Raw genomic sequence first — 23631 nt, 5'->3', positions numbered from 1 at the left:
GAGATAAAACGATTTGCCGGCCATAACGCCGCCTACTAAACCCGGCGATCGCGCCCGCCATAACGTGTATGTTTCAGGGAATAGCCGTCTGCGGCGCATCTCGAAAAACGATGAGCCGCAGAACGAGCCTAAGCAGCGGGGGGCTTTGGGGCCGCAGGAGCTCCTGGAGCCTTCGGGGCTGCGGGCGCATTAGAAGGGGGAGTCTTGGCATCATCTCCCGACAGTGGCTTTTCCCCTGCAAGATAAGGGCTGAAATCGCATTTGCAGAACGGGCAGGATTTTAAAGTAAGACCGCCCATCGACTGAAGTGCTTTGCCGCATTCGGGGCATTTGTTTACAGAATTCCCGCCTACAGATGCTTCTGCTGGTCTAAAACACATAGAGATTCCTTTCCTTGATTACGTATATAGATCCCTTCGAGCTGACAACGAAAACCTGGCCGCATACCAACATCCTTTCGTTTCTATTCGAGCAAAAACAGGATTAGATACGAGCAGTCGCGAGGAAATCGTCGTCTTACTCCTTCGGTAAAACGGACCACGCTATCGTAGACCAATTCGAAATCCCCTTTTCTGCGCAAACGGGGTTAAAACGCACTCACCTCATCGCCCATATGGAGTGATTTTTCTCATACCGCTTTAGATAAAATCTCGTTTTCCCTGACGAAAAAGTCGATGGGCATAAGACTCACTACAGCAGCGGCCGTGTTATCGATAGCCGAAGTAGGCAAGGCTATCCAATCAAACAAGTAGTCAACGATCCCGACGAGATATATTTCCAATACCGTCTCATGACTCTCGAGCACTTTTTTGCATATCCCAGCTCGGGAAAGGTCATGCACGACCACTCCGCGAAAGTAGGTAACCGTAAACCTCCGAAGATTGCTTTGCGTATTGGAAGCAACCGCGTTCAGGACGACGGTTCTCCTTTTGCTCAACTCGATCAATAAGCGCAGAAACGATAGTTCGGTAAAGGCAAACCGGGTCGAACGCGAGAAAAAACACGTATCGTAAATCGCCTTGAAACCAAAGTTTACAACTTCGTACTTATCACGAAATTTTCGATAGAACGTTGATCGGCCTACCGCCGCTTTCGAAATGATCTCACTTGTGCGAATCTCCTCAATCGTTCTGACAGACAGATAGTCGCTGCAAGCGCTCCAAATACTGCTCTGTATCAAATCCATAAATAATCGGCTCCTCAGCGTTTGAGCAAAGTATTCAAATAGATATTCTTAACAAAGATCGAGAGATTCGATCGGTAGTCCTTATAGATGCTTTGTGCAGATCCTTGATGCTCTTCCTTTATCCAGGCCAAAAGCAAACCCATTACCTCGTACGCATACACCCTACACTGAATCTCAGCCAAATCGCTCTTGTTATCGAGTCCTCTCAACTCAAGGTAGCGTAGAGCTTTATCCGAGCAGAGCGTCATGAGCCTTGCATACGGTGACGGTTTTTCAAACGACGAAAAAGCATGCCTGAAACGATGCTTGTCTTTTTCAATGATTGCGAGGAACAGAAAGACGCTTTCCGGCGACAACGGAACACCAGGGTCAAAGAAGCCGCTTTCGCTTGTTATTTCTTGAATCAAAGTAAGTACCAGATCGTACTTGTCCTCGAATCTCCGATAGAAAGACGAGCGGCTTGCTTGCGACAAGCTGAGTATCGAGCTCACGGAAATCTCATCGATGTCCTGCGTGTCAAGCAGTTTCCACAATGCAAGGAAAAAGTCATACCGAATCGAATCGTTCATTATCTTTCTTTCTGCTAGAAAGGCTTCGGGATCCGAAAGAAAAGACAGTAGTAATCCCCCACGAATTACTTGGTTGAGCATGATACCTCAAGCCACAGAAATTGAAAACATATGCAAATCTAGAAATAACGCCTGGTGAAATACTATTTTTAAGGAGTAATCACCGCTTTCGAGCGAGGGTGATCTGTCGAAAATCACCCCCTTTCGAAGCTTGGTTTAGGGCATCCCGATTATAGAATTGGCGGCGCAACGAGCAGTCGGCAAGCTTCTAACACGGCGGCAACCAGTAGAAGCAGCATTGCGATGCTCGCTGCAGGCGTAGGTCCCGTGCACAGATCTACGGTTGCTTGAGCTAAGACGAACACACTTGAGGAGGAAGGAGTACGCAATGGCCTACGACAAACAATGGCGCGTCGAACGCGAAGACGGTACAGTTGCAACCCGCTCTAACACCTGGAGTCCTCCAGGTTCCCATCCGGTTGGATACGGCGTCAAAGTCGTCACCAAAGACGGCGAACTCGTTCGCGTTGAGGGAGATGACGATAACCCGATTACGACGGGACGAGTCAACGCAATGAACCTCGCCTTGCGCGAGTATACCTATTCGCCGGATCGCATCATCTACCCCATGAAGCGCTCAGTCGAAAACCGTGGCAAGGACAAATGGGAAAGGATTTCCTGGGAGCAGGCCCTGAATGAAATTACGGCGGAGATCCGGAGGGTGCAGACGGAGTACGGACCTGAATCAGTAATCGAGTTCGGCGGTACCGGCCGTCAGGCATGTCTGTATTCCTTTGGCTTCTGCTTTTCGGGCCTGACGTCCCCTAATTACTGCTATACGCAGTCTGGTTGGTCTTGTTACGGGCCGCGCTGCTCGGTCGCTGACTATGTGCTGGGCGCCGGCTACCCCGAAATGGACTATGCGGGCCATCTGCCTGGCGGTTACGACGACCCGCGCTACGAGGTTCCGAAATACATCGTCTTATGGGGCAAAGAGCCACTTCCTTCCAACGGCGATGGTCTATTTGGCCACGCAGTCGTTGACTTGATGAAACGGGGTTCCCATATCATCTCAATCGATCCCCGCGTAACATGGATCGGTTCACGTAAAGGAAACATCGTTTTGCAGCTTCGTCCCCAAACGGATGCGGCCATCGGCTTGGGTATCATGAACCTGATGTTCGAAAATGGCGAGTACGATCGCGAATTTGCTGAGAATTGGATTTTCGGTTTAGATGAGCTGAAGGCTCGTGCTGCGGAATATCCTGTCGAAAAGGTAGCCGAAATATGCGATGTCGATGCCGAGGACATCAAGCGCGTGGCGCATATAATAGGCACTGAACGCCCCATAGGTTGGGCGTGGGGTCTCGCATTCGACCAAAACAAAAACGGCGTCCAAGTCTCTCAAATCATGATTATCCTCGCTGCCTTATCCGGTTCCCTGGATCGTCCTGGTGGGCTAACCCTCGGACCTCCGACGGCGCTTTTCGGCAAATGGCGCATGGAACAACGCGGTGCACTTACCGAAGAAGTCTGGGCAAAACGGATCGGCGCTGCCGAATGGCCAGGGCTTTCCACGGGCATGACCACCACGCAACCCGATGCCACGCTGGACACCATGGAAACCGATCAGCCGTATCCTCTACGCTTTGGTTGGTTCTCGCATACCAACTTCCTTGCGCCAACCTGCTCGGCGCAGCCGAAGCGCTGGCACAAAGCTCTCCAGAAGCTTGAGTGCACCGTGTTCCTCGACATCGTTATGACGCCAACGTGCATGGCTGTAGGAGATTACTTCTTGCCTGTTGCGACATGGGCAGAAGCCGACGGCGTCGTACTTCCCCACTATGGACGCAATACCGTGTTCATGGCTCCGATAAACAAGGCCCTAACCGTCGGAGAAGCCCATAGCGACATTGAAATTGACCTGATGTTCGGTCATCTTCTGAACCCTGAGTGGTGGCCGTGGTATAAGCCAGAGAACGGCAATGCGTATGATCCCGAAGCACTGCAGAAAGGCGTCGAGGCTTTCTACGACGATCAGCTACGCGAGCTCGGCTACACATGGGAAAGCTTCCGCGAAGCCGGCATCTACCAACCTGGCGCCCATGGCTTCGAGTACGAAAAATGGGCGAAAGGACTGCTTCGATTCGACGGCGAACCTGGCTTCAACACCATCACCGGACAGGTCGAAGCATATTCGATCCTGTACGAATCTTGGGGTGAGGATCCCTTGCCCTACTATGAGGAGCCGAATTTCAGCCAGATCAGCAAACCTGAGTTCGCCAACCAATACCCGCTGTTTGCCACATCCGGTTCGCGCCGATACAGCTCATTTCATTCCGAGAACCGCCACACCCCGTCGTTGCGCCAGATCGATCCATGGCCTTGGGTGCAGATCAATCCCGAAACCGCCGAGGAATACGACCTCACCGACGGCGATTGGTGCGAGGTGTACAACATGTACGGCGAAGCCCGCTTCAAAGTGGAAGTGACTCCGATCATAAAGCCCGGCATCATCAACTGCGCTCACGGCTGGTGGTTCCCCGAGCAAGAGGGTGAAGAGCCCAATTTGTTCGGCGTCTGGAAGTCTAACTTCAACAGCCTCATGCCGCATTTCGCCGTAGGCAAACTTGGATTCGGCGCGCCCTACAAGGGCATCATGTGCAATATGAAGCACGTCCGTGGCCTCGATGCGAACTAAGGTGAGAGGAAGTGACTGATATGGCTGATCAAAAGTACGCTTTGCTCGTTGACTATACGTACTATTCCGGAAACCACGCTGCCGAGATTGCCTGCAAGGAAGAGCTCGGCCTCCCCGTCGAGCAATTTGGCATCAAAGAGGTTGAGGTCGGCCCCTTCAAGAAGGGCGGCAACGGAAGCAACGGCGAGGATTGGGAATGGTTTTACATCCCCTGCCCCACTTCGATCTTTTCCGAGCATTGGGGCACTGGCGGCGATAAGGCAGGGCAGCGTCCAGTTGCCGTGCAGGTCGACGAGTCCGCCTCCATGTATTACGGCACGTTGGAAGCAATGCAAGCCAAGATGGCGGAGTTTGACCGTCCGATGGTTTTGTTCCAACTTTAGAATTTTGAGCTAGATAGCAGATTGCGGCCATCGGCCGAGCAAGCGGGTGGCTGCAATCTTTAGATATGATAGATAGGAGGTTGGAAATGAACCATACTGAATTCATGGCGCTTGAATCCGCCGAAGCGGCCAAGCTACTCAACGAACGTATAGCGGCAGGAAAAACTCCGGAGGAAGCCGAAGCCGAATTCGAGCTTACCCAAGCCGATAAGCTGTTTTTGAATATCTTCTGGGTTAAGGGCAAGTACCTTGCCCGCGTATGGGGCGGCTATACCTCGGTAAAGCCTACCGGTAACGAGAAAGACGACACTTTGCCTGGCAAGGGCTGAGTCGTCCGCAGTTCTTGAGGGTTCGAACGGATGGCCAGACGGGTCTTCGTTGGCCATCCGTTCCCTTTTGAATCTGCCCGTTAGGAACATCCGCGCACCCGCCTCCCTGATGCGCAACGAAGGAGAAAAAATGCCAAACGAAGAGAATATCCAGTCCGATGTCGAAACACCCAGACTCACCGATAAGCAAGAAAACGTTCTCTTCAATCTCGCGATGAGACAGGACGACTACGGTTGGGAACCGACGAACATGCTTCTGCACGACCTCGAGAGCAACACGATGTTAATGGATATGGCCGAAAAGGGGTTCATCGACTATTCGGTGATCAATCCCGGCGGAACACGAGAAATCGCGTCATTGTGCGCAACGATGAAGGGGATTCGCCATTGCGCACTGCTTGTGCACGAAAACGCGTACCGCCAATCATGAAAACCCCGATACTGCAAAAACAATGCCGCACGAAGCAGATTCCTCATTCGGCCACAGCAATCGACTTGGCCGGCGCGCCCCGTCGGATAGGCTCCGTTCGCCGACGAATCAATAGCTCGGTTTCAAATCGCCCTCATCAACCACACGCGTCCGTCATTCTGCTACCCTTAGCGAAGCGTGCAAAACAAAGCAAGTCGAGGGAGAAACCATGCCGCAAGGGGTGCACGATTCGTCGTTTCGATTCATGGAGCGGTTGGCCGAAGAGGGCTTCGGCTATGCCGGAGCCTATCTTGAGCAGGCGTGCCGATGCACGGTGCTCATCATCGGCCCCGACGGTGAGCTGCTCTATCCCGCTGCAGCCGACGAAAGCAGCTCCGCAGACGAGGCAATCCGCACGCCCCCGCAGGCCGCGGGCGAGGCACCGTATTCGTACGACGCAGACCGCAAGCAACTTGCGTACTTCATCCCGCTCGGTCGCAAAGAAGCGCGCATCGTGCTCGCGCCCATCGAAACGGCGAGGCTCGATACCATCGTTTCGATTCTCGAAGAGGTAAGCGCGCCGCTCACGTACCACCTCGCAGGCTACCTTTCGTCGCAACGCATGATCCGCAGTATGAAAGACGATGCTTCAGCCAAGCTCTTCGAAGACGGAGCGCGCGGCCTTTCGGACTACCTCGCCGCCCGCAAGCTTCCCGTCGACGAAAGCGGCTCCTACTTCGTCACGATCACGCGCATCGGTGGAAGCAGCCAGCGCTACGATTGGGCGGCAACCTCGGAGTCGGTTCGGCAATACCTGCGCGAACAACACGCTGCTGACGTAATCGATATCGGTATCGACGAAGGATTCCTCCACATTTTCCCGAGTGACTACGCCGTCGATGACGAGGGCCGCAAACTGCCCCATCGCCACTTCTACGACCTCGCCTACCACAAGGCCGTACACGATCGCTACAACGGCATCGTCACCTCAATCGGCATCGGGCGCAGCTACCCGTTTCACGACCTCGGGAAAAGCCTGCGCGAGGCGAAGGACGCCCTCGAACTCGGCTGGCTTCTCGGCAAAGACGACGATATCATCCGCTATTCGCACCTCGGGATCTTCGCCATCCTGCTCGACACCGACCGCGAAACGCTCAAAGAGCACTGCAGGCAAGCACTGAAGCCCGTCGTTGATTTCGAGGCAGCCCAAGGCACTCCGCTCATGAACACGCTCAGACTCATGCTCGACCATTCGTTTCGCTGGACTGACGTTTCGAAGCTTCTGTTCATCCACGTGAACACGCTGCGCTACCGCATGGACAAGATAGCCGAACTGCTCGATTCCGATTTCTCCGAGCAGGCGGTGCGGGCGAACTACTTCATCACCGTGAAGCTCTACGATCTCTTGAACAGCGAGCAGAGGGGCGCATGACGACGAAGGTGCCAGGGAGCCATCGGTTGCAATCCTGGTCAAACGCTTGTTTTGTAGGATCATACAAACAAAATCGGTGGGTGCTCCACTAGTTCTCCACACGAAAGCATCGTAAGGTCTTCCCATGCACCGGCCGAACCGTTCGGCCGAGGGAACAAGGGAGGACTCATCATGAAGAACAAGGAAACCAACGAACGCGCATCGATCTCTCGCCGCAGCTTTTTACAGGGTACAGGCATCGGCGTGGCCAGTTTCGCCGCCATGGGGCTACTCGGCGGATGCGCCCCGAGCGCGCAGGGCGAAAACCCCGCCCCGGCGTCTGGCGAGCAACAGGCAGGAGCCACCGACGCCTCCGGCGAGCTGGTGAAAACATGGACGGTCGAAAACGCGCCCGAGCCCATCGCGGATGCCGACATTGTCGAGACTGTGGAAGCCGATGTCGTCATCGTCGGCGCTGGCACAGCAGGCATCACCGCAGCACTCACGGCCGTCGAAGCAGGCGCAACCGTAGCCATCCTGCAAAACGAATCCGTGTTCATCAGCCACGGCTGGAGTACCGGCGCGCTCAACTCGAAGTACCAGGCGTCGATCGGCATCGAGTACGACGTCGCCGAGGTGCAGGCGAACTACGCTAAGCTCAACGGGGGCAAAGCGGACGAACGCGTGCTCAAGATATTCATGGAGAACAGCGGCGAGACGGTCGACTGGCTCATGGAGGAAACCGACGGCATCGTCGAGTTCGCCGGCATGATGGGCGAGCCGCCGTTCGCGCATGCGTGGGTAGGCCAGCAAAACGCGATGCTCGAAGCAATCCTCAACAAGGCCGTCGAAGGCGGAGCCCAGGTGTATTACAACACCGAAGGCGTGCAACTCGTGAAAGAGGGCGACAAGGTTACAGGCGTCATCGGCAACCGCACGAAGGGCGACCCCAAAGGCTACGTCAAGTTCAACGCGAACAAAGGCGTGCTGCTCGCTACGGGCGACTACGGCAACGATCCCGAGATGGTGAAAGCGTACGCGCCGTTCTGCGTCGATCTTCCGAACACGTACTTCCCCGCCTCCAATACCGGCGGCGGCCACAAGATGGCCATGTGGGCGGGTGCCTCGATCGACAAGCCGGCCCACGCGCCGATGATCCATTTCGATCCGAGCCCGCTGCCCGAAGGCGACGCTCCCCTCTCGGGAACCCCGTGGCTCGCGGTCAACAAGCTCGGCGTTCGCTTCCAGAACGAGGACACCGACTATCCCTATCTCGTGAACCAGTGCATCCTGCAGCCCGAAAGCACACGCTTCCAGATCACCGATGCCGATTACAACCAGCATTGGAACGATTTCGGCGGCGATTTCATGCGCTGGACCGTCTCAGGTGACAACCAAGCAGAATGGGACGATGCGCTTGAGCGCGGTGCCATCATGAAAGCTGATTCTCTCGAAGAGCTCGCCCAGATGATGGATGTGCCGAAAGACGACTTCCTCAAAACGGTCGAGCGCTACAACGCACTCGTCGACAAAGGCGAAGACGAGGATTTCGGCAAGAACCCCGATTATCTCAAGATCAGCAAAGTCGAAAAGGCTCCCTTCTACGCCATCAAGCGCGTACCGGGCGTACTCACGATCCTCGGAGGGCTCCATGTGAACCAGAAGCTTCAGGTGCTTGACCTTGAAGAGCAGCCGATCGAGGGCCTGTACGCCGCAGGCAACGTGTCGGGCAACTTCTTCGGCAACGATTACCCGCTGTGGCTCGGCGCCGCAAGCTGCGGACGCGCCGTCACCTTCGGCCGCTACGCCGCGAAGAGCATGCTGGGTTAAGTAACACGCTGAAAAACACAAGAGCCGTCGATGCGAACCGACGGCTCTTTTTTTGGAGCGAATCAGCGCTTCGCAACCCTGCGCCTTCGCCAAAAGCAAGCCTGCGCGCAAGCATCGATCACCCTCATATATTAAAATGGCAGTACGCGCAATCCACATTATTTGGGGGTAGGCTTTGAAGCTCAACGTGCACACCATAGCTCACGAACTCAACGACATCGTTATCGGCAAGATACTGTCATCCGACCCCAACAAGCCGAGTATCGACTATCCGGTTCTGTTCAGTCTCAACGAATACCACTATTACGGCAATATCCTGTACGTGTCCATCGACAAGCATCTCGAAGAAGCCAAGGACCGCGTTCAGCGCTACCTCAGCAGAAACCCCAATCTCTCGCTTTCCTTCGTCTGCGTCGGAACGCCGCCAAGCTACATCGATGCGATTCCCAACTGCGATATCGCATGGATTGACCCGAATCAAAGCAGAACGCACGTTTTCAATGCTGTCCAGAAGGTATTTCAGCGCTACGACTCGTGGGAGCGCAATCTCAACGATATCGTCAACGGAGGCGGCGGCGTTTCCGATCTTGCCAATGCGAGCTTGGGAATATTCAAAAACGACATCTGCATCACCGATCAATTCAGCCGGGTTCTCGTGCATAGGGTGTTTCGAACCGGACAGTTGCTTCGCGACCAAACCGATCAGATTGAAGAAGGCAAGTACCTCCCGAAGAACATGGTGTTCGACGGCCTCATAGACGAACAGGGCGGCATGGATTTCTCCTCCCTCGAACCCACGTTTGCGACAATGCATGCATTTCATTGCTCCGTACTCAGATCGACCATTAAAGTATCTCCCGGATACGCACTCATCCTCTCGGTTCATTCCAACTTCCAGGAAGTCGGGCTGTACGATTGCGCACCTTTGCTGGTTTTAGCCGCCGCAATCAAAAACCTGTACTCTTCGTATGGAATGCTCGACAGCAACGAGCGATACGTCGACGTCCGCGCAACTATCAGATCGTTCATCCAGGGCAAATACGTATCCGACTCCAATCTCATCCAATGCGCCATAGCTTTCGACTGGAGCCGCGAAACCGACGAGTTTCTGTGTCTCTGCATCGACTTCGTGCCGAACATGCGCGTCGAAGACGGTATTCTCATGAAGCCGCTCGCGTCGGTATGCAACAGCATCCAGGAACGCTTCGACTGCGTGGCTTTTATCCTCGACAACCGGATCATCGTTGTAGTCAACTGCACCCGATCGGACACCGCTGAGAGTTCGCTTTTCGACACGGTCGAGCAATTCGGCTGCGAATATGGGCTCATGATCGGAGCAAGCTCGCTGTACCCCGGTATGAAAAGCCTTCCGGGAAGTTACCGTCAAGCGCTCGCAGCGCTCAACAAAGGATGTCGCGGACAACAGAGCTGCATCGTGCGCTTCGAAGACAATACGCTCGAAATCGGCATGAGCTACATCTTAAACGAGATGAACCCCGAGCGCTTTTGCCCGAAAGAGCTCGTCTTGCTGGCTCGAACGGACCCCGAGCTGTACCGATCGCTCGATGCGTACCTCAAGGCGAACTGCAATTCGAACATGGCGAGCAAATCGCTCTCACTGCAACGCAACAGCTTCGTATATCGTCTCGAGAAGATCAAACGGCTGCTTAATATGGATCTCGAAGATCCCGACACCCGTTTGCTCCTGCTCATCTCTTTTAAGCTCATCGAACTCTACGGCCTCGAAAATCTGCAAGACCGATAAGCGCACCGGGTGCGGCGGCAAGCCCTTCCGCGCGCATCGGCACAATGCTAACGGACCGTATAAAACTCCTCGACAGCCGAGAAGAACGCTTCGATGTTTTCCCACGGAGCCATCGGGGGAATGTCGCACCCCGTCGATATGACGAAGTTCGGATAGGAGCAGCATGCCTCCATTACGGCCAAAGTCTTCGACCGTACGCTTTCAGGCGTTCCGTTTCGCAGCTCCCCGGCAGGATCGACATTGCCCATTACCAGCCGATCGGAAGGAACAAGGGGCACGATCTCGGCCATATCGATCGCGTTGCCGAAATGAAAGCCCATCGCACCGGTAGCAAGAACGGCATCGATCGCCTTCACCACCCCGCCTCCGCAGTTGTGATACACCACTGCAAAGCTTTCATCCTGCACAGCATCGACGATGCTACGTACAAAGCGCGTAGAGAACTCGTCGACGAGACTCGGCGAAAGCAGACCGGCAAGCGGTTCTGCCATAACAACGCCGTCGGCGCCGACCTGCTTGTACGCATTTGCGTATTCTTTCAGGAACCGGGCGCACGAATCGAGTACGGCATGAACGAGTTCGGGCTCCTCGTAGCAGAGCACCATGATCTCCGAGATATCCATAAGGCGACCGGCGAGGGAAAACGGCCCTATGATGCCCGCTAGAACCGGGCGGTCCTCCACAAGCGGAACCACTTTCTCGATCGCCTCGAGATACAAGCCCGTCCTGCCCGCGCCCACCGATGGGACGAAAATCCCCTGGGGGTCGCTGTCTTCGTCGATGAGGCTCCCAACCACCGTAGGAACTTCGTCATCGGTGACGCGCACCGAACTCCCGAACGCCTCCGCTTCAACGGAAAGGTCCATGAACGACACGCTTGCAGCAGTATCGACGCGATCGGCAACAAGCTTCATAGCCTTTGCTTGGTAGTCAGACGAGCCGATGAGGTCGCGTACCGTTATCCCCATCATCTGAACGGCGGGAAACGAGAGAACCGGAAGCGCCTTCTTGCGATCCGCCGCAATCGTTTCCTCGATCCATACCTGCATGTTCATATGCACCCCTTACGCTGCAGCCGCACCTATACCCACATGTTTTATCGTCGTCTAAGCAGCAACGAGCTCTGCCGCTTTCACCGCGGCGGAACCGGCATCGGCGGTGTACGCATCGGCCCCGACTTCATCGGCAAAAGCCTGCGTCACCGGTGCGCCCCCTATCATGACCTTGACCCCATCGCGTACGCCCGCCGCGGAAAGAGCTTTGATCGTCTCGCCTATCATCGGCATTGTGGTGGTAAGCAACGCAGAAAGGCACACGATCTGGCACTCGGGATGCTCCTTCACGTACGCGACGAACTGCTCGGGAGCAACGTCCACACCGAGATCGACCACTTCGAATCCCTTCGATTCGATCATCATACGCACAAGGTTCTTGCCGATATCATGCATGTCGCCCTGCACTGTACCGATAACCGCCTTGCCGATAGGCTCTGATCCAGCTTCCGCTAAATACGGCTTCAAAACATCGGTCCCAGCCGCCATTGCGCGTGCGGCCACGAGCATCTCGGGAACGAACACCTCCCCAGCACTGAATTTGTCTCCGATCAGAGACATGGCAGGAATGAGGGCTTCGTTCAGAATCTCAACGGGATCACACCCCTCATCGATAGCCTGCTGGACAAGCGGCTTTACTTCCTTCTTCTTACCGCGCTGAACCGCACTTGAAATGTCTTCGTATCTACCCATATCGCTTCCTCCTTGCTATCTGTGTTTTCGACAAGCCGGAGCGTATCGATGTCGACTCGTTTTACCTACGCTCGATACACCTCGCGTCCGTACGCGTGAAGCTCGTCAGTGAGCCACTCCATCTTGTTTCGGGAATCCTCGCTGTCTCCGATGATGCCGCCGTCCCAGAAGATAAGGCCGCCTTCTGCACCGAAAGTATCGATTGCCTTGCGCACGGATGCACGCACGCACTCCTCGCTCGCATTGGGAAGCCCGGCGCTTCCATGCCGCTCCCATCCCCCGGTAATGACCAATCGTTTGCCGAACCGCATTTTGTCGGCAACGAGGTCGTCGTTGGGAACGGGGAGTTGGCAAATGTCATAGCCGATATCAAGGATCTCTTCGATAAGATAGCCGTTGTTGCCGCAACAGTGGAACTCGGCGAGAGCTCCTTGGGCATGGATGGCGTCGGCTATTTTTTTGAAATAAGGTTTGAACAGGTCATTCCACGTTTCTCTCGATACGAGAGGGCCATCAGCCGCTGCGATGTCATCGCCCGAGAAGATGATGTCGGGCTGTAGGTAGGCTCCGAAATAGCCGATGAGCTCACAGAGGTAATCCGTCAGCGCGGAGGTGAGTGCCTCGAGCTCTTCGGGATCTTCGTATATCGCGCACAGTCCGTCGACCCATCCGAGCATGTTGACGGGAATGAGGAAGATGCCCGATGTGTTGGCCATGGCAATATCGACTTTGTCGGAGTCGTAGCCTTCTCCATGAAACTCTGCAGCAAGCTTTTCCCAGTCGAGCTGCGCTAAATCCGGAAACCGAACAACATCGCGCCACTCGGAAATATCCTCCATGGCTCTCCAGGAAGGATCGGGCATCTGGCCGTATTCGTCGACCACCCATTTGACGTTGCAGAAATCAGTACCGGTTTCAGGATCGATATCCCAGATGGGAGGCATGAATACGTTTGCGTCTTCCACAAAGCTCGGGACCCACTCGGGCTTCTTTCCCCGCGCCGCAAGTAAATAGTTTTCTTTTTTCGTCAGCATCGCTCCCCCTTGCCATATCCCGGTTCGTCTTTCATCGATTACGCGTAGGTGCCCGCGAGTCTTTCTCTGCAGACCCGATAGTCTTCAAGTACGATTTCTTCGTACCAGGTAGCTGGAGGAAATATGAAAGGTGCGTACCGTCCCGTACTTCCCCAATTCATGAACTCGGCGCGTACGGTTTCCCGAACGGTTTCCGGCGTGAGGATACCCGCCGCATCGGCTGCACAGAAATCCTGCGAGTGAACGCTTACCAGATACGACATCGCGTCGCCGGTCTTTTCGAGCGCAGATCCGATATCGTTGATATCCATGCATTGCAGCACATCGATGCCTATTTCGGGAAAATCGGGGATGATCTCGTCGTATTTTCCGCATGAATGCTGGATGAACGTTATGCCCCGGGCATGCGCCGCATCGACGATGCGCTTCTGACGGGGCTTTATGAGTTCGCGCCAAGTATCGGGCGAGAAAAACGGACCGGTTTGCGTACCCCAATCATCGTGGAAGGTGATGACATCCGGGCGGTAATGCTCGGCGATCTTGTCGATGAGCTTGATTTTGTGCTCGACCATCGCATCGAAGAACGACCCCACTGCTTCCGGCTCCTCGATCAAGGCGCACAGAGCCTCTTCGAATCCCATGAGAACGTGGAGCCGCTCCCAAAGCCCTATCAGTACTACGACATCCACGATAGCCCCGTCGCGGTCGAGCGCATCGACGCCGTCTCGCTCTACAGCCGCCTCCCAGTCCCACGCGTCAAGATCGGGAAACTTCACCACGTCGCGCCAATCGCAGATATCCTCAAGCACATGGGTCGAGCAATCAGGGGCAGGAGCTCCCGCCGCTTCCATGTATTCCCACGCGCATCCGAACCAGTCGATGCCACCCCGATCATGCGGGGGGCGTTCTTCGAATCCGTTAACCGGATAGACGAGCGCCTCCCCCTCACCCGTCAACGGCATGATCTCTATCGTCTTGTGCCGATAGAATGCAAGAAGGTTGTCTTTTGCCAGCATATCGATACTCCTACCATACAACCGACCGATTCGCGTCCAACCATGCACACGAAAGCCGACGAGCAGTGATTCGTTTAGCGTATGTAAGAAAAAGTAAGTTTTGAACGGGGAATGCGCGTGCGTTTATCCAAGCGTGCATTTCATCGCTTCGCAGACCAAGCCAATCAGAAGATCAAGGTCGATGGCGAGCGCGATCACAGCTATATCCAAGCACGCCTCGTCATTGAGAGCCGCAGGGGCGGGACCTCGCACAAGTGCAGGACGGCACGCATCGACGATCGAAATGCGCACCGAACCCGCTTCGCATGATGCAAGCGCTTTGATATGCCCGACCACGCCCCCCTCGCACTCGATATCGCGAGCAAGCGCTTCGAGCGAAGAAACGAGAGCGTCGAACTCGGTGCTCGTATCCGGATGCAGTGAAACCCTCAGCGAAACCACCGAAGCCATTGCATGGGTGTGACCCTCTAGTGATGCGGTGCCTTGCGTAAACTCGAGATTGCGCCCGTGAGCGCCAGTATGGCTATTCTCGCGCAGTTTGCCGATGTGCGTATCGGATGTATCATGCGAATCGTTCATCGTTCGCCTACGATTCTCTCAAGCGCGTCATCGCTTACATGCTCTGTTACGCTCAGAGTCAGAGTGCAAGCGGTTTCGTTAAATGTTCGCACGGAGCTTTCGATGAAGTGAATCTCTTCCGTATCAACGAGGTCAATCTTGTTGATACAGATCAGATCGGCATCGTTGAGTTGCTGGGAGAGCAGCGTCTGCAGCGGCACAAGCATCCTTCGCCAGCGCGACGCATCGACGACGGTGCAGATGCGCGCTGCAACGCCGAGCTGTGCCTCGAGATTTCGTTTCATGTCGCAGGGTACGGCAAGACCCGTCGCCTCGATCACGAGCAGATCAGGATCGATATCAGCCCGAATTCCGCTAACCGCCCGCACGAGATCGCCCGCAAGCGTACAACAGGCGCACCCTGAAAGCATCGTGGTCACCGCGTATCCCTTTCCCCCTATCACACGGTCGTCGATGCCGATAGAGCCTATCTCGTTTTCAAGTACCGCAACGGGGACTTCTTTATTCGACCTCACCTTCTCGTGCTCGATAAGGTGCAGAAGAAGCGTGGTTTTCCCCGATCCGAGAAAACCTCCCACAATAAGAACCTTCATGATCGTCCCCGCCTCACCGTTTGCCTGCACTCGGACCGCTTCACTCGGCGCTTTTTATCGCAACCAATTCGATTTCGAAGATGAGGTCCTTGCCGGCGAGGGGATGATTGAAATCAATTGTAGCAATGCCTTCGTTGATCTCTCGTACGGTTGCCGGAAAACGCATGCCTTCCTCGGTCACGAAGTAAAAGAGTTTTCCTACCTGTATGTCCTTGGCATTGGGAATCGCGTACATGGGGCTGCGCTCGATATGCTCGTCGCAGTATTCGCCGTACGCCTCACGGGCGGATACGGTTACGCACTTCGTTTCGCCCACCTCCATGGATGCAACGGCCTCGTCGAAACCATGGATAACCGATCCCGATCCGACCACGAATTCTAAAGGGTCGATACCCTCGGTACTGTCGAACACCGATCCGTCGGCAAGCGTGCCTCTGTATCGGACGACTGCTGTTTCACCGTAACGAACCATTGTCACTCCTTCGGTTTGCCATCTTGCACCCTGGTTTCGGGCAAAGCGCGGGAAGCCGTATCGACGCGACGCGCGACGCGGCTTCCCGCCGTGCGGGCAGCATGCTTGTGCAGACAATCTTGCAGCGGCGCCTTTGTTCTAGGCTACCGTTCCCGCTTTCGGAACGAAGAGGGCGTACTTGCTCTTGCCGTCGAAGTTCGCTACGAGTTCGTCAACCGGACCGTACTGCATGACGAGGCTTTGGCAGTGCTTGACGCACAGCGGCTTCTTGCCCCGAGCGGTCCGCTCTGCACAAAGGTTGCACTGGTCGGTAGGAACCGGCACGAAATCGTACTGATAGCAGTCCTCGCCGATCTGCCACGGCCCGATCTTCTGGATCTTGATACCCCAGCGATCAACCGGCAGGTCATGCTCCATCTGACAGGAGACTTCGCAGGAATGACAGCCTGTGCAGTATTCGTAATTGATCAGCAAGCCGTAGGCTTTTTCGTTTGCCATTTACACCAACTCCTCGTTCATCGCAAAGCGCTCGACGATCTCATCCATGTCGGTGTCGCCGATGATCTCTTCGGGTTCGCACCGGTAAACGCGGCACATGTGCGACTTACAGTTGTTTCCGAATCCGCTCTCGCCGCATCCCGCCTCGATGATGACGTTGGCGTTGGACACGTACGTGTCGTAACATCCCGTGCCCTCATCTTCGGGGTTACGCTCGGGGAACCACCAGGCATGGTCGAGCGAGATGGTCGACGGGTCTAAAACGGGCTGCACGTTTGCTTTGAGCTGCACGCGTCCAAGATGGTTTTCGATCCAACACCAATCGCCTTGCTTGATGCCGTACTTCTCAGCTGTTTCGGGTGCGATTTCGAACTCGGGGTTAGGATGGAGCGCACGCAAATGCGGGATTTGGCGGTGTTCAGAGTGGAACGACGCCCACTGGCGTGCACCCGTCGTCATGATGAGCGGGTACTTCTCGAGGTACTCTTCTTTGTCGAACCGCTCAGGAACCTGGTTCGGGCTGTACGGAGGCTCGGCATAGTGCGGCACCGGCTTCTGGCCCCACTGTCCGAATAACGTCGAATACAGCTCGATACGGCCGGTCGGCGTGTTGAAGCCGAGGTTGCCGTCCGGGCGCTGCTCGCCGGTGCGGAATTTCTCGTAATGGTATTCGGGGTAGATCCAGTTTTCCGCGCGGGCTTCCTCGAACGACATACCCGTTTCCTTCATCGTGAAGGTGAAGAACTCCTCGAGCGTCTCGCCAGGCCACAACGTGTCGTTCCATTGACGGCCGAGCTCCCAGCAGATCTCCATGTCGGACTTGCTCTCGCCGAGCGCCTGGCAAGCCTTGTTCGTCGTTTGCACGTGGTAGTAGATCGAACGAATGCCATTGCGCTCGGGATACATGCATACGGGCAAAAACACATCGCAGCATGCCTGCGCCGTCGGCGTCATGAAGGGATCGACCATCACGTTGAACTCGGCGTTTTTATATGCTTGCTCCATGCGCGTATCGGGCTCCTGCGCCGTGCACGAAAGCGGATTGGTCGACTGGATCCAGTTCGCACGGATCTTGTACGGGCGGTTCGTCAGCATCTGATCGACGGTCATATCCGCTTGCGTCAGCACCACGCCCGAATACTTGAGAGCTGGGAAATCATCGCCGCCGATGCGCGTCTTCTGCTCTTCGATGGTCAGGCATTCTGCAGGATCAGGCGGATTCCACGTTTGGATGTTGAAGGGCTGATGCACCGTCACCATGCCACCGGGAATGTCGATCTGCCCTGTAATGGACCACAGATCGACAACGGCGGCTGATCCCGCCAAGCACTCCATAGTCATATCGAGCGCAAGGCCCCATTGCACCGAGGTGGGCTTTTCTGCCATCATCTGAGCCGCTCGGGCGATTTTCTCCTCGGGTATCCACGTCACTTCAGCCGCACGCTCGAGCGTCCATTCGCGCGTAGCCTCATAGTACTCTTCGAACCCATAGCACCAAGATTCCACAAACTCGTGATCGTACAGATCGTTCTCAACGATGTACTTGCCCATGGCGAGCGCCAGCGCCGAATCGGTGCCGCAGCGGATCTGCAACCACAGATCGGCCTTGGCGGCGAGCCATGTCAGCTTCGGATCGATAACCACGAGCTTGCTTCCGCGCTTCATGCAGTCGACCACCCAGTGACCGAGGTTGCCGTCAGCATTCGATACGAGCGGGTTGTTGCCCCACACGAAGATGTTCTTCGGCGGCACCCACCCCTCGTGTTCGTAACGATCGAAGTGGTTCTGTGAACAGTCGGGAACGCAATACGTGCCCATGAGCACGTTGCATGCAGCCACGCGCGGTACGTAACAGCTGTTGCCCGACAACATGTAAGCATACTGAACCGAACCGAACGCATACTGCAAACGCGTCATGTAGGGAGCCGTTCCGCGACCCGTCCCCAGATGGAACACCACGGCTTTTCCGCCCGATTCCGCCTTGATCGCATCGAACTTTTCTTTGATCAACGCGTATGCCTCATCCCATGAGATGCGCTCCCACGCATCCGCCTTGCCGCGATCCTTCGGATCGCGCTTCATGGGGTAGAGCACGCGGTCGGGATGATACACCGCCTCTTTGAGTGCGATGCAGCGGGCGCAGAGACGACCCTGATAGTAGGGGCTATCCTCATCGCCTTCGACCTTGATGAACTTTCCCGTTTCCTTATCGGTGTATACGATGACACCGCAACCATCGTGGCAACCAGGAGCCGCCCACGCGCCGGTGCGCGTGGCAATCATGTTGTCTTCCTCCCACTGCCATGGCAGGTCGCCACCGGTGTATTTGACCGGCGGCTCGCGGAAGAAGTCAGGGCGCACCTCGTTCGTACCGCCCTGCTCCACCTCCATTTCGATGCGTTTAACCATACCTTTCTCCTCTCGTCGCCCTCACGTGCCTGCAATCGTTGCACCGCATGTCCTGCGGCTGCCAAGCAACCAGACTGCTTCCATCGCACCGCTTGAAACTCCTGCCGTGCATTACCCCCGTACGCACTCGCGCGGCATAGCATGGCACGATAGCCGCCTCGACCCGGCGTTTGGCCTGCGGCGTGTGCGCTGCTCACAAGATAGGCGATAAAAAGTAAGTTTTTAAGGTGCCAAACCGCATGCCGAGCAAGGAAGCCGAGTCCCTCTGCACTCGTTTCAGACTCTGGGAAACTTACTTGTTTGGCTCTAGGATTTTGCTGCCAAGCAATCAGACGACCTCTCTTTTCACACCAATGCGTGCGCCCGAAGGATGCGTGCGCATACCCAAAGATAGGAGTGCAGAATGGCTTTTCATTTCAAAGACAATCCCGCGCCGAAAGAGCAGGTGCAAGATGACGGCACGAAGATCATCCGCACCTGCGCCTGGTCGCCGCCGGGATGTCACGCGGTCGGGTGCGGCATCCGACTGTTCGTCAAAGACGGCGAACTCGTCAAAGTAGAGGGCGATCCCGATCATCAGCTCACGCAGGGACGTCTGTGCCCCCGGTGCCTTGCGCTTAAAGAGGCGGTGTACCATCCCGACCGCATCCTCTATCCCATGAAGCGCGCCCGCGAAGACCGGGGGCTCGACACATGGGAGCGGATCAGCTGGGACGAGGCAACCGAGCTCATCGTATCTAAAACCGAGGAGATTCGCGCGAAGTACGGATCAGAATCGATCTGCGTGTACATGGGAACGGGCCGCGAGGCTGTGCGCTACGGGTTCACGCTTTCTTCGAAGGTGCTCAGAACACCTAACAACTGCTATGCGCAGTCGGGTTGGTCGTGCATGGGCCCGCGCCAAACCGCAATGACCATGATGCTCGGCAGCGCCTACATCGAGCTCGATTTCAACGGCGGATCTCTCGAGGTATGGGACGATCCGGAATGGACGCGCCCCGACTATGTATTCTGCCTGGGTAAAGAGCCCCTGAAATCCAATCCAGACGGCCTGTGGGGGCATGCCCTCATCGAGATCATGAAGCGCGGCAGCAAGCTCATCATGGTCGATCCCCGCGTGAACTGGCTTGCAACCCGCGCCGATCAAGTGCTGCAGATCATCCCCGGCACTGACGGCGCCCTCTGCCTCGCTATCCTGAACGTCCTCATCAACGAGGATATGGTCGATCACGATTTCATCGACAAGTGGTGCTACGGATTCGACGAGCTCGCCGAGCGCGTGCAGGAGTACACACCCGAATTCGCCGCCGAAACATGCGGCATCACGGCCGACGAGATTCGCGTGTGCGCTCGCAAGCTCGGCTTTGACGGAGAGCATCACTGGAGCCTGCTCATGGGCGTAGCCGTCGATCAGAACCCCAACGGCTGTCAGGTGACGCAATGCCTCATCGCCATGGCCGCCATCACCGGAAACCTCGACGTGCCCGGGGGAACGGTTGTCGGCGTGCAAATGCAGTTCGAGATGACCGGTGCCACCGATTTCATGAGCGACGAGCTCAAGAACAAGTGCATCGGATGGGACACCTATCCCATCGTGAAAGTGCTTCTGAACACAACGCATCCCGACATCACGCTCGAAGCGCTTGAAACAGGTCGTCCCTATGAGCTCAAGATGGCATGGCTCGATTCGACAAACCTGCTCTCCCCCACCTGTTCTGCGCAACCCAAACGCTGGCACGATGCGCTCATGAAAATGGAGTTCACCGTTGCCAAAGAGATGTTCATGACCCCAACCGTCATGGCGCTGGCCGATGTGGTGCTGCCCTTGGCTACCTGGGCCGAGCACGACGGCATCGTCATGACCAACCAAGGGTGCCAAATGGGCATCGCCGGAGCCATCAACAAGGGCCTGCAGGTCGGTGAATGCAAATCCGACCTTGAAATGCTCATCCATTTCGGAAACGCGTTCTACGAGAAGGCTTACGGTGAGGAGTATCCGTTTAAAACGGTCGAAGAATACCTGACCGATGATGTAGGCAAGATGGATACCACCTGGGAAGAGCTTTCCGAGAAAGTAGTGGCAACCAACGATATCGGTGGATACCATAAGCACGAGCGCGGGCTTATCCGCACAGACGGGCAACCGGGTTTCCAAACGACCACCGGCCGCGTCGAGCTGTGGTCGACCGGCTACCAATCTCTTGGCGACGATCCACTGCCCTATTACTTCCCGCCGAAGCTCGGTGCCGAAGCGCGTCCCGATCTGGCAAAGGAATACCCCTTTATGTGCACGACAGGTGCCCGCTACTTCGCATCGTTCCACTCCGAGCACAGGCAGATCCCGAGCCTCAGGCAACTGACGCCCGATCCCTATCTCGAAATACATCCCGAAGCAGCCGAGGAGCTCGGCATCAAAGACGGTGACGAGGTGACGATCGAGAACCCCTGGGGCAGCGCGCATGAGATCGCCAAAGTGACACCCGTCGTCCGCAAAGATGTGGTGGCTGCGGCGCATGGCTGGTGGTATCCGGAGCAAGACGGTGAGGAACCGAATCTGTACGGCGTCTGGAAATCTAACGTCAACAGCCTCATCCCGCACCGCGTGCTCGGAAAGATGGGATTCGGAGCCCCCTACAAGCAGGTTCCGGTAAAGGTGTACAGGACCCCGAACGAAGAACGCGTGCTCAGCTAAGGAGGCGACCATGAGTAAAAACGGACTGCTGATTGACTATCAGTACTGCACCGGCTGCCAAAGCTGCGAGCTCGCGTGCAAAAACGAGCACGGCTTTCCCCTGGACAAATGGGGTATCAAGGTAGTCGAGTTCGGCCCCTTCGAAATGGAAGAGGGAAAGCTCGAATGGAACTACCTTCCCTTCCCGACGAGCTATTGCGATATGTGCGAAGACCGCGTGAACGCGGGCGGCACTCCCACCTGCGCGCTGCACTGCCTCGCAAACGTCATCGAATGGGGCCCGGTTGAGGAGCTCTCGAAAAAACTCGACGAGCTCGGTGGCAAAGCGGCGATCTTTTTACCGTAAGACCCCTGCTCAACGGCCATCCGATGCATCATTGCTGTATTGGATGCGAGCGAGTTACCGACAGGAAGCCTCCAGCTCAAAACGAGTTGGGGGCTTCCTCGTTTCTGGAGCCATCCCAACGCACCCGAGTTGCAAGCCGTTTTGCACCTGGAATTGACCCTGCCGTAGAACAAGCACGATCGGACAGTCTCGCATGGGCGCGTACCCGCGCCCGTTAACGCTTCCGATCCCGGTTAAGCGTCAGACCTTCTGAGCGAGAGACAAACCCCGCCCATAGCAAAGGCGGCCGGAAAACCGGCCGCCACCTGTAACGCGCGTATCGAGCGGTTGCTTTACGCCTCCGTAGTTTCAGCAGCCTTCTCAGCGCTCATGGCTTTGGCTTTCTTGGCCACATAGAACAAGCCGATGAGCACGATGACGCCGATGACTATGTTGAATATCCACACCGAGCTCATGATGGCATCGGCACCGGCGACGGTGGAAACCAGCTGATCGATCGGAGAAGCCAGGAAACCGCCGCCGTTTTGGAACACGTAGCTGAAGCCCATGACCGCACCGACGATGGCGGGAGCGACGAACGTCGAGAGCAACATAGGCACGCCGACGGTCATCGTGTTTGTGCCGAAACCGGCAAGGATGATGGCGACGTAGAACAGCGGGATATTGCCCGTAACATGGGCAACGTACCACAGGACATACCCGATGATACCGACGATCCAGAACGCAGGGATCACGCTTGCGTTGAGAAACTTATAAGCGGGACCGAACAGAAGCGCTGCAGCGATGGCTCCGACGGAGAACAGCGAGAAGATGGTACCGATAACGGCCGGGTTATCCACCACAGCACCGATGGTTGCGCCGCCGAGGTTGAAGAGCGACTGACTCATAATGATGCCGCCGAGGAACAGAACGAGAAGGAGCCACCCGGAAACCGGAAGCTTGATCTTGACCTTCTCGCCCTTCTCATCGGTTTCGGGAACCGCAGGAACGTTTTTGGGAGTAAGCAGGAAGATGCAGAGCACGAACGGAACGAGCGAGAACAGGTAGATGCCCCACGCGAGGTTCCACGATATGGCACCGAGGATACCGGCTACGTTGGTGGTCACGATCATGCCGATGTTGAAGATGACCGAGGCAACGCTCATCATAGTAGCGCGCACGGATTCCCTTTGGAACATGAGCGTGATAACGCCGAGCACGACGGGCATGAAGCAGCCAAGGCCAAGGCCGAGGATCGCACGCGTAACGAGGATGCCCTCCCACGGAAGCGTAGCGCCCAGAAACGTCGGCAAACCTCCGATGAATACGAGCGCTGTGGCAAGCAGAGCGCATACCCGATAGCTCAGCTTACGGCCTGCAACGAGGCCGATGACGAACGCGGCGGGGATCTCGAGCAGATTCGTGATGGAAACCATATAGGAAATGGCGTTTGCATCGACTCCGTACGTGCTCATAAGGCCGGTCGAAGCCACGTTAACGGCACTATGCGTCGGTGCAATGAAATACATGCACATCAGCGCGGCGAAGACGCCGATTTGACCGGCAGATATCTTCATTTTCTCAGACATGGGTAATTCCTCCTTTGTAATATGATACTAAGTGACGCCTGCTGGATCCGGGTACCTTTTCACCTCCTCGAACCAACATCTCCCCTGGCACCGACA

At 56.0% G+C, this 23631-nt stretch carries 21 protein-coding genes; 9 read left to right on the top strand and 12 right to left on the bottom strand.

Going from position 1 to position 23631, the window contains the following annotated elements:
- Positions 1-628: 628 nt before the first annotated feature.
- Positions 629-1186 (bottom strand): hypothetical protein, encoded by a 558-nt coding sequence (locus FJE54_RS09390; protein WP_139652534.1) that lies wholly within the window; start codon positions 1184-1186, stop codon positions 629-631.
- A 14-nt stretch (positions 1187-1200) separates the two neighbouring features.
- Positions 1201-1755, bottom strand: a complete 555-nt coding sequence (locus tag FJE54_RS09385; RefSeq protein WP_139652533.1) for a TetR-like C-terminal domain-containing protein — start codon at positions 1753-1755, stop codon at positions 1201-1203.
- 388 nt (positions 1756-2143) lie between these two features.
- Between FJE54_RS09385 and FJE54_RS09380 the strand changes: the two genes are divergently transcribed.
- The 7 genes from FJE54_RS09380 to FJE54_RS09350 all read left to right on the top strand — a co-directional run bounded on the left by FJE54_RS09380 (position 2144) and on the right by FJE54_RS09350 (position 10583).
- Entirely contained in the window at positions 2144-4456 is a 2313-nt protein-coding gene (locus FJE54_RS09380; RefSeq protein ID WP_139652532.1) for a molybdopterin-dependent oxidoreductase, read from the top strand.
- 20 nt (positions 4457-4476) lie between these two features.
- On the top strand, positions 4477-4839 hold the full coding sequence (locus tag FJE54_RS09375; RefSeq protein WP_139652531.1) for an oxidoreductase: 363 nt from the start codon (positions 4477-4479) through the stop codon (positions 4837-4839).
- 86 nt (positions 4840-4925) lie between these two features.
- Positions 4926-5168: a hypothetical protein gene (locus FJE54_RS09370; protein ID WP_139652530.1), complete on the top strand. Its 243-nt coding sequence runs from the start codon at positions 4926-4928 to the stop codon at positions 5166-5168.
- Between the two features lie 130 nt (positions 5169-5298).
- Positions 5299-5598 carry a hypothetical protein gene (locus FJE54_RS09365; protein ID WP_139652529.1) on the top strand — a complete coding sequence of 100 codons (300 nt, stop codon included), beginning with the start codon at positions 5299-5301 and terminating at the stop codon, positions 5596-5598.
- Between the two features lie 208 nt (positions 5599-5806).
- A complete protein-coding gene (locus FJE54_RS09360; RefSeq protein ID WP_139652528.1) occupies positions 5807-7009 on the top strand; it encodes a PucR family transcriptional regulator in 1203 nt (400 codons plus the stop codon).
- 171 nt (positions 7010-7180) lie between these two features.
- Positions 7181-8818: an FAD-dependent oxidoreductase gene (locus tag FJE54_RS09355; RefSeq protein ID WP_139652527.1), complete on the top strand. Its 1638-nt coding sequence runs from the start codon at positions 7181-7183 to the stop codon at positions 8816-8818.
- Between the two features lie 175 nt (positions 8819-8993).
- Positions 8994-10583 (top strand): PucR family transcriptional regulator, encoded by a 1590-nt coding sequence (locus tag FJE54_RS09350; protein WP_139652526.1) that lies wholly within the window; start codon positions 8994-8996, stop codon positions 10581-10583.
- Positions 10584-10630: 47 nt separating this feature from the next.
- Here FJE54_RS09350 and FJE54_RS09345 read toward each other — a convergent pair whose 3' ends face one another.
- The 9 genes from FJE54_RS09345 to FJE54_RS09305 form a co-directional block, all read right to left on the bottom strand.
- Positions 10631-11638 carry a uroporphyrinogen decarboxylase family protein gene (locus FJE54_RS09345; RefSeq protein ID WP_139652525.1) on the bottom strand — a complete coding sequence of 336 codons (1008 nt, stop codon included), beginning with the start codon at positions 11636-11638 and terminating at the stop codon, positions 10631-10633.
- Between the two features lie 51 nt (positions 11639-11689).
- Complete coding sequence (locus tag FJE54_RS09340; RefSeq protein WP_139652524.1) at positions 11690-12328, bottom strand: corrinoid protein; 639 nt, start codon at positions 12326-12328, stop codon at positions 11690-11692.
- A 65-nt stretch (positions 12329-12393) separates the two neighbouring features.
- Positions 12394-13362, bottom strand: coding sequence for a uroporphyrinogen decarboxylase family protein (locus FJE54_RS09335; protein WP_139652523.1), 969 nt, complete (start codon positions 13360-13362; stop codon positions 12394-12396).
- Between the two features lie 38 nt (positions 13363-13400).
- Entirely contained in the window at positions 13401-14378 is a 978-nt protein-coding gene (locus tag FJE54_RS09330; RefSeq protein WP_139652522.1) for a uroporphyrinogen decarboxylase family protein, read from the bottom strand.
- Between the two features lie 123 nt (positions 14379-14501).
- Positions 14502-14957: a hypothetical protein gene (locus FJE54_RS09325; RefSeq protein WP_139652521.1), complete on the bottom strand. Its 456-nt coding sequence runs from the start codon at positions 14955-14957 to the stop codon at positions 14502-14504.
- Positions 14954-15550, bottom strand: a complete 597-nt coding sequence (locus FJE54_RS09320) for a GTP-binding protein (RefSeq protein ID WP_139652520.1) — start codon at positions 15548-15550, stop codon at positions 14954-14956. The genes FJE54_RS09325 and FJE54_RS09320 overlap by 4 nt, the downstream gene beginning before the upstream one ends.
- Positions 15551-15590: 40 nt before the next feature.
- Entirely contained in the window at positions 15591-16022 is a 432-nt protein-coding gene (locus FJE54_RS09315) for an FKBP-type peptidyl-prolyl cis-trans isomerase (protein WP_139652519.1), read from the bottom strand.
- Positions 16023-16160: 138 nt separating this feature from the next.
- On the bottom strand, positions 16161-16520 hold the full coding sequence (locus FJE54_RS09310; RefSeq protein WP_139652518.1) for a 4Fe-4S dicluster domain-containing protein: 360 nt from the start codon (positions 16518-16520) through the stop codon (positions 16161-16163).
- Positions 16521-18929: a molybdopterin-dependent oxidoreductase gene (locus FJE54_RS09305; protein WP_139652517.1), complete on the bottom strand. Its 2409-nt coding sequence runs from the start codon at positions 18927-18929 to the stop codon at positions 16521-16523.
- Positions 18930-19332: 403 nt separating this feature from the next.
- Between FJE54_RS09305 and FJE54_RS09300 the strand changes: the two genes are divergently transcribed.
- Together FJE54_RS09300 and FJE54_RS09295 are read left to right on the top strand one after the other, a co-directional pair.
- Complete coding sequence (locus FJE54_RS09300; RefSeq protein WP_139652516.1) at positions 19333-21621, top strand: molybdopterin-containing oxidoreductase family protein; 2289 nt, start codon at positions 19333-19335, stop codon at positions 21619-21621.
- 10 nt (positions 21622-21631) lie between these two features.
- Positions 21632-21967, top strand: a complete 336-nt coding sequence (locus FJE54_RS09295) for a 4Fe-4S dicluster domain-containing protein (protein ID WP_139652515.1) — start codon at positions 21632-21634, stop codon at positions 21965-21967.
- A gap of 332 nt (positions 21968-22299) precedes the next feature.
- Here FJE54_RS09295 and FJE54_RS09290 read toward each other — a convergent pair whose 3' ends face one another.
- Complete coding sequence (locus tag FJE54_RS09290) at positions 22300-23535, bottom strand: MFS transporter (protein WP_139652514.1); 1236 nt, start codon at positions 23533-23535, stop codon at positions 22300-22302.
- Between the last annotated feature and the right edge of the window lie 96 nt (positions 23536-23631).

The organism is Raoultibacter phocaeensis, from assembly GCF_901411515.1.
GTDB classification, from domain to species: Bacteria; Actinomycetota; Coriobacteriia; order Coriobacteriales; family Eggerthellaceae; genus Raoultibacter; species Raoultibacter phocaeensis.
Note: the sequence above shows the minus strand (reverse complement) of the source record. Positions and strands in the feature narration are given on the sequence as shown.

What these genes read in the sequence shown, in the direction of transcription:
- FJE54_RS09390 (WP_139652534.1), bottom strand. Translation starts at nt 1,186, where the DNA reads ATGGATTTGATACAGAGCAGTATTTGGAGCGCTTGCAGCGACTATCTG.
- FJE54_RS09385 (WP_139652533.1), bottom strand. Translation starts at nt 1,755, where the DNA reads ATGAACGATTCGATTCGGTATGACTTTTTCCTTGCATTGTGGAAACTG.
- FJE54_RS09380 (WP_139652532.1), top strand. Translation starts at nt 2,144, where the DNA reads ATGGCCTACGACAAACAATGGCGCGTCGAACGCGAAGACGGTACAGTT.
- FJE54_RS09375 (WP_139652531.1), top strand. Translation starts at nt 4,477, where the DNA reads ATGGCTGATCAAAAGTACGCTTTGCTCGTTGACTATACGTACTATTCC.
- FJE54_RS09370 (WP_139652530.1), top strand. Translation starts at nt 4,926, where the DNA reads ATGAACCATACTGAATTCATGGCGCTTGAATCCGCCGAAGCGGCCAAG.
- FJE54_RS09365 (WP_139652529.1), top strand. Translation starts at nt 5,299, where the DNA reads ATGCCAAACGAAGAGAATATCCAGTCCGATGTCGAAACACCCAGACTC.
- FJE54_RS09360 (WP_139652528.1), top strand. Translation starts at nt 5,807, where the DNA reads ATGCCGCAAGGGGTGCACGATTCGTCGTTTCGATTCATGGAGCGGTTG.
- FJE54_RS09355 (WP_139652527.1), top strand. Translation starts at nt 7,181, where the DNA reads ATGAAGAACAAGGAAACCAACGAACGCGCATCGATCTCTCGCCGCAGC.
- FJE54_RS09345 (WP_139652525.1), bottom strand. Translation starts at nt 11,638, where the DNA reads ATGAACATGCAGGTATGGATCGAGGAAACGATTGCGGCGGATCGCAAG.
- FJE54_RS09340 (WP_139652524.1), bottom strand. Translation starts at nt 12,328, where the DNA reads ATGGGTAGATACGAAGACATTTCAAGTGCGGTTCAGCGCGGTAAGAAG.
- FJE54_RS09335 (WP_139652523.1), bottom strand. Translation starts at nt 13,362, where the DNA reads ATGCTGACGAAAAAAGAAAACTATTTACTTGCGGCGCGGGGAAAGAAG.
- FJE54_RS09330 (WP_139652522.1), bottom strand. Translation starts at nt 14,378, where the DNA reads ATGCTGGCAAAAGACAACCTTCTTGCATTCTATCGGCACAAGACGATA.
- FJE54_RS09325 (WP_139652521.1), bottom strand. Translation starts at nt 14,957, where the DNA reads ATGAACGATTCGCATGATACATCCGATACGCACATCGGCAAACTGCGC.
- FJE54_RS09320 (WP_139652520.1), bottom strand. Translation starts at nt 15,550, where the DNA reads ATGAAGGTTCTTATTGTGGGAGGTTTTCTCGGATCGGGGAAAACCACG.
- FJE54_RS09315 (WP_139652519.1), bottom strand. Translation starts at nt 16,022, where the DNA reads ATGGTTCGTTACGGTGAAACAGCAGTCGTCCGATACAGAGGCACGCTT.
- FJE54_RS09310 (WP_139652518.1), bottom strand. Translation starts at nt 16,520, where the DNA reads ATGGCAAACGAAAAAGCCTACGGCTTGCTGATCAATTACGAATACTGC.
- FJE54_RS09305 (WP_139652517.1), bottom strand. Translation starts at nt 18,929, where the DNA reads ATGGTTAAACGCATCGAAATGGAGGTGGAGCAGGGCGGTACGAACGAG.
- FJE54_RS09300 (WP_139652516.1), top strand. Translation starts at nt 19,333, where the DNA reads ATGGCTTTTCATTTCAAAGACAATCCCGCGCCGAAAGAGCAGGTGCAA.
- FJE54_RS09295 (WP_139652515.1), top strand. Translation starts at nt 21,632, where the DNA reads ATGAGTAAAAACGGACTGCTGATTGACTATCAGTACTGCACCGGCTGC.
- FJE54_RS09290 (WP_139652514.1), bottom strand. Translation starts at nt 23,535, where the DNA reads ATGTCTGAGAAAATGAAGATATCTGCCGGTCAAATCGGCGTCTTCGCC.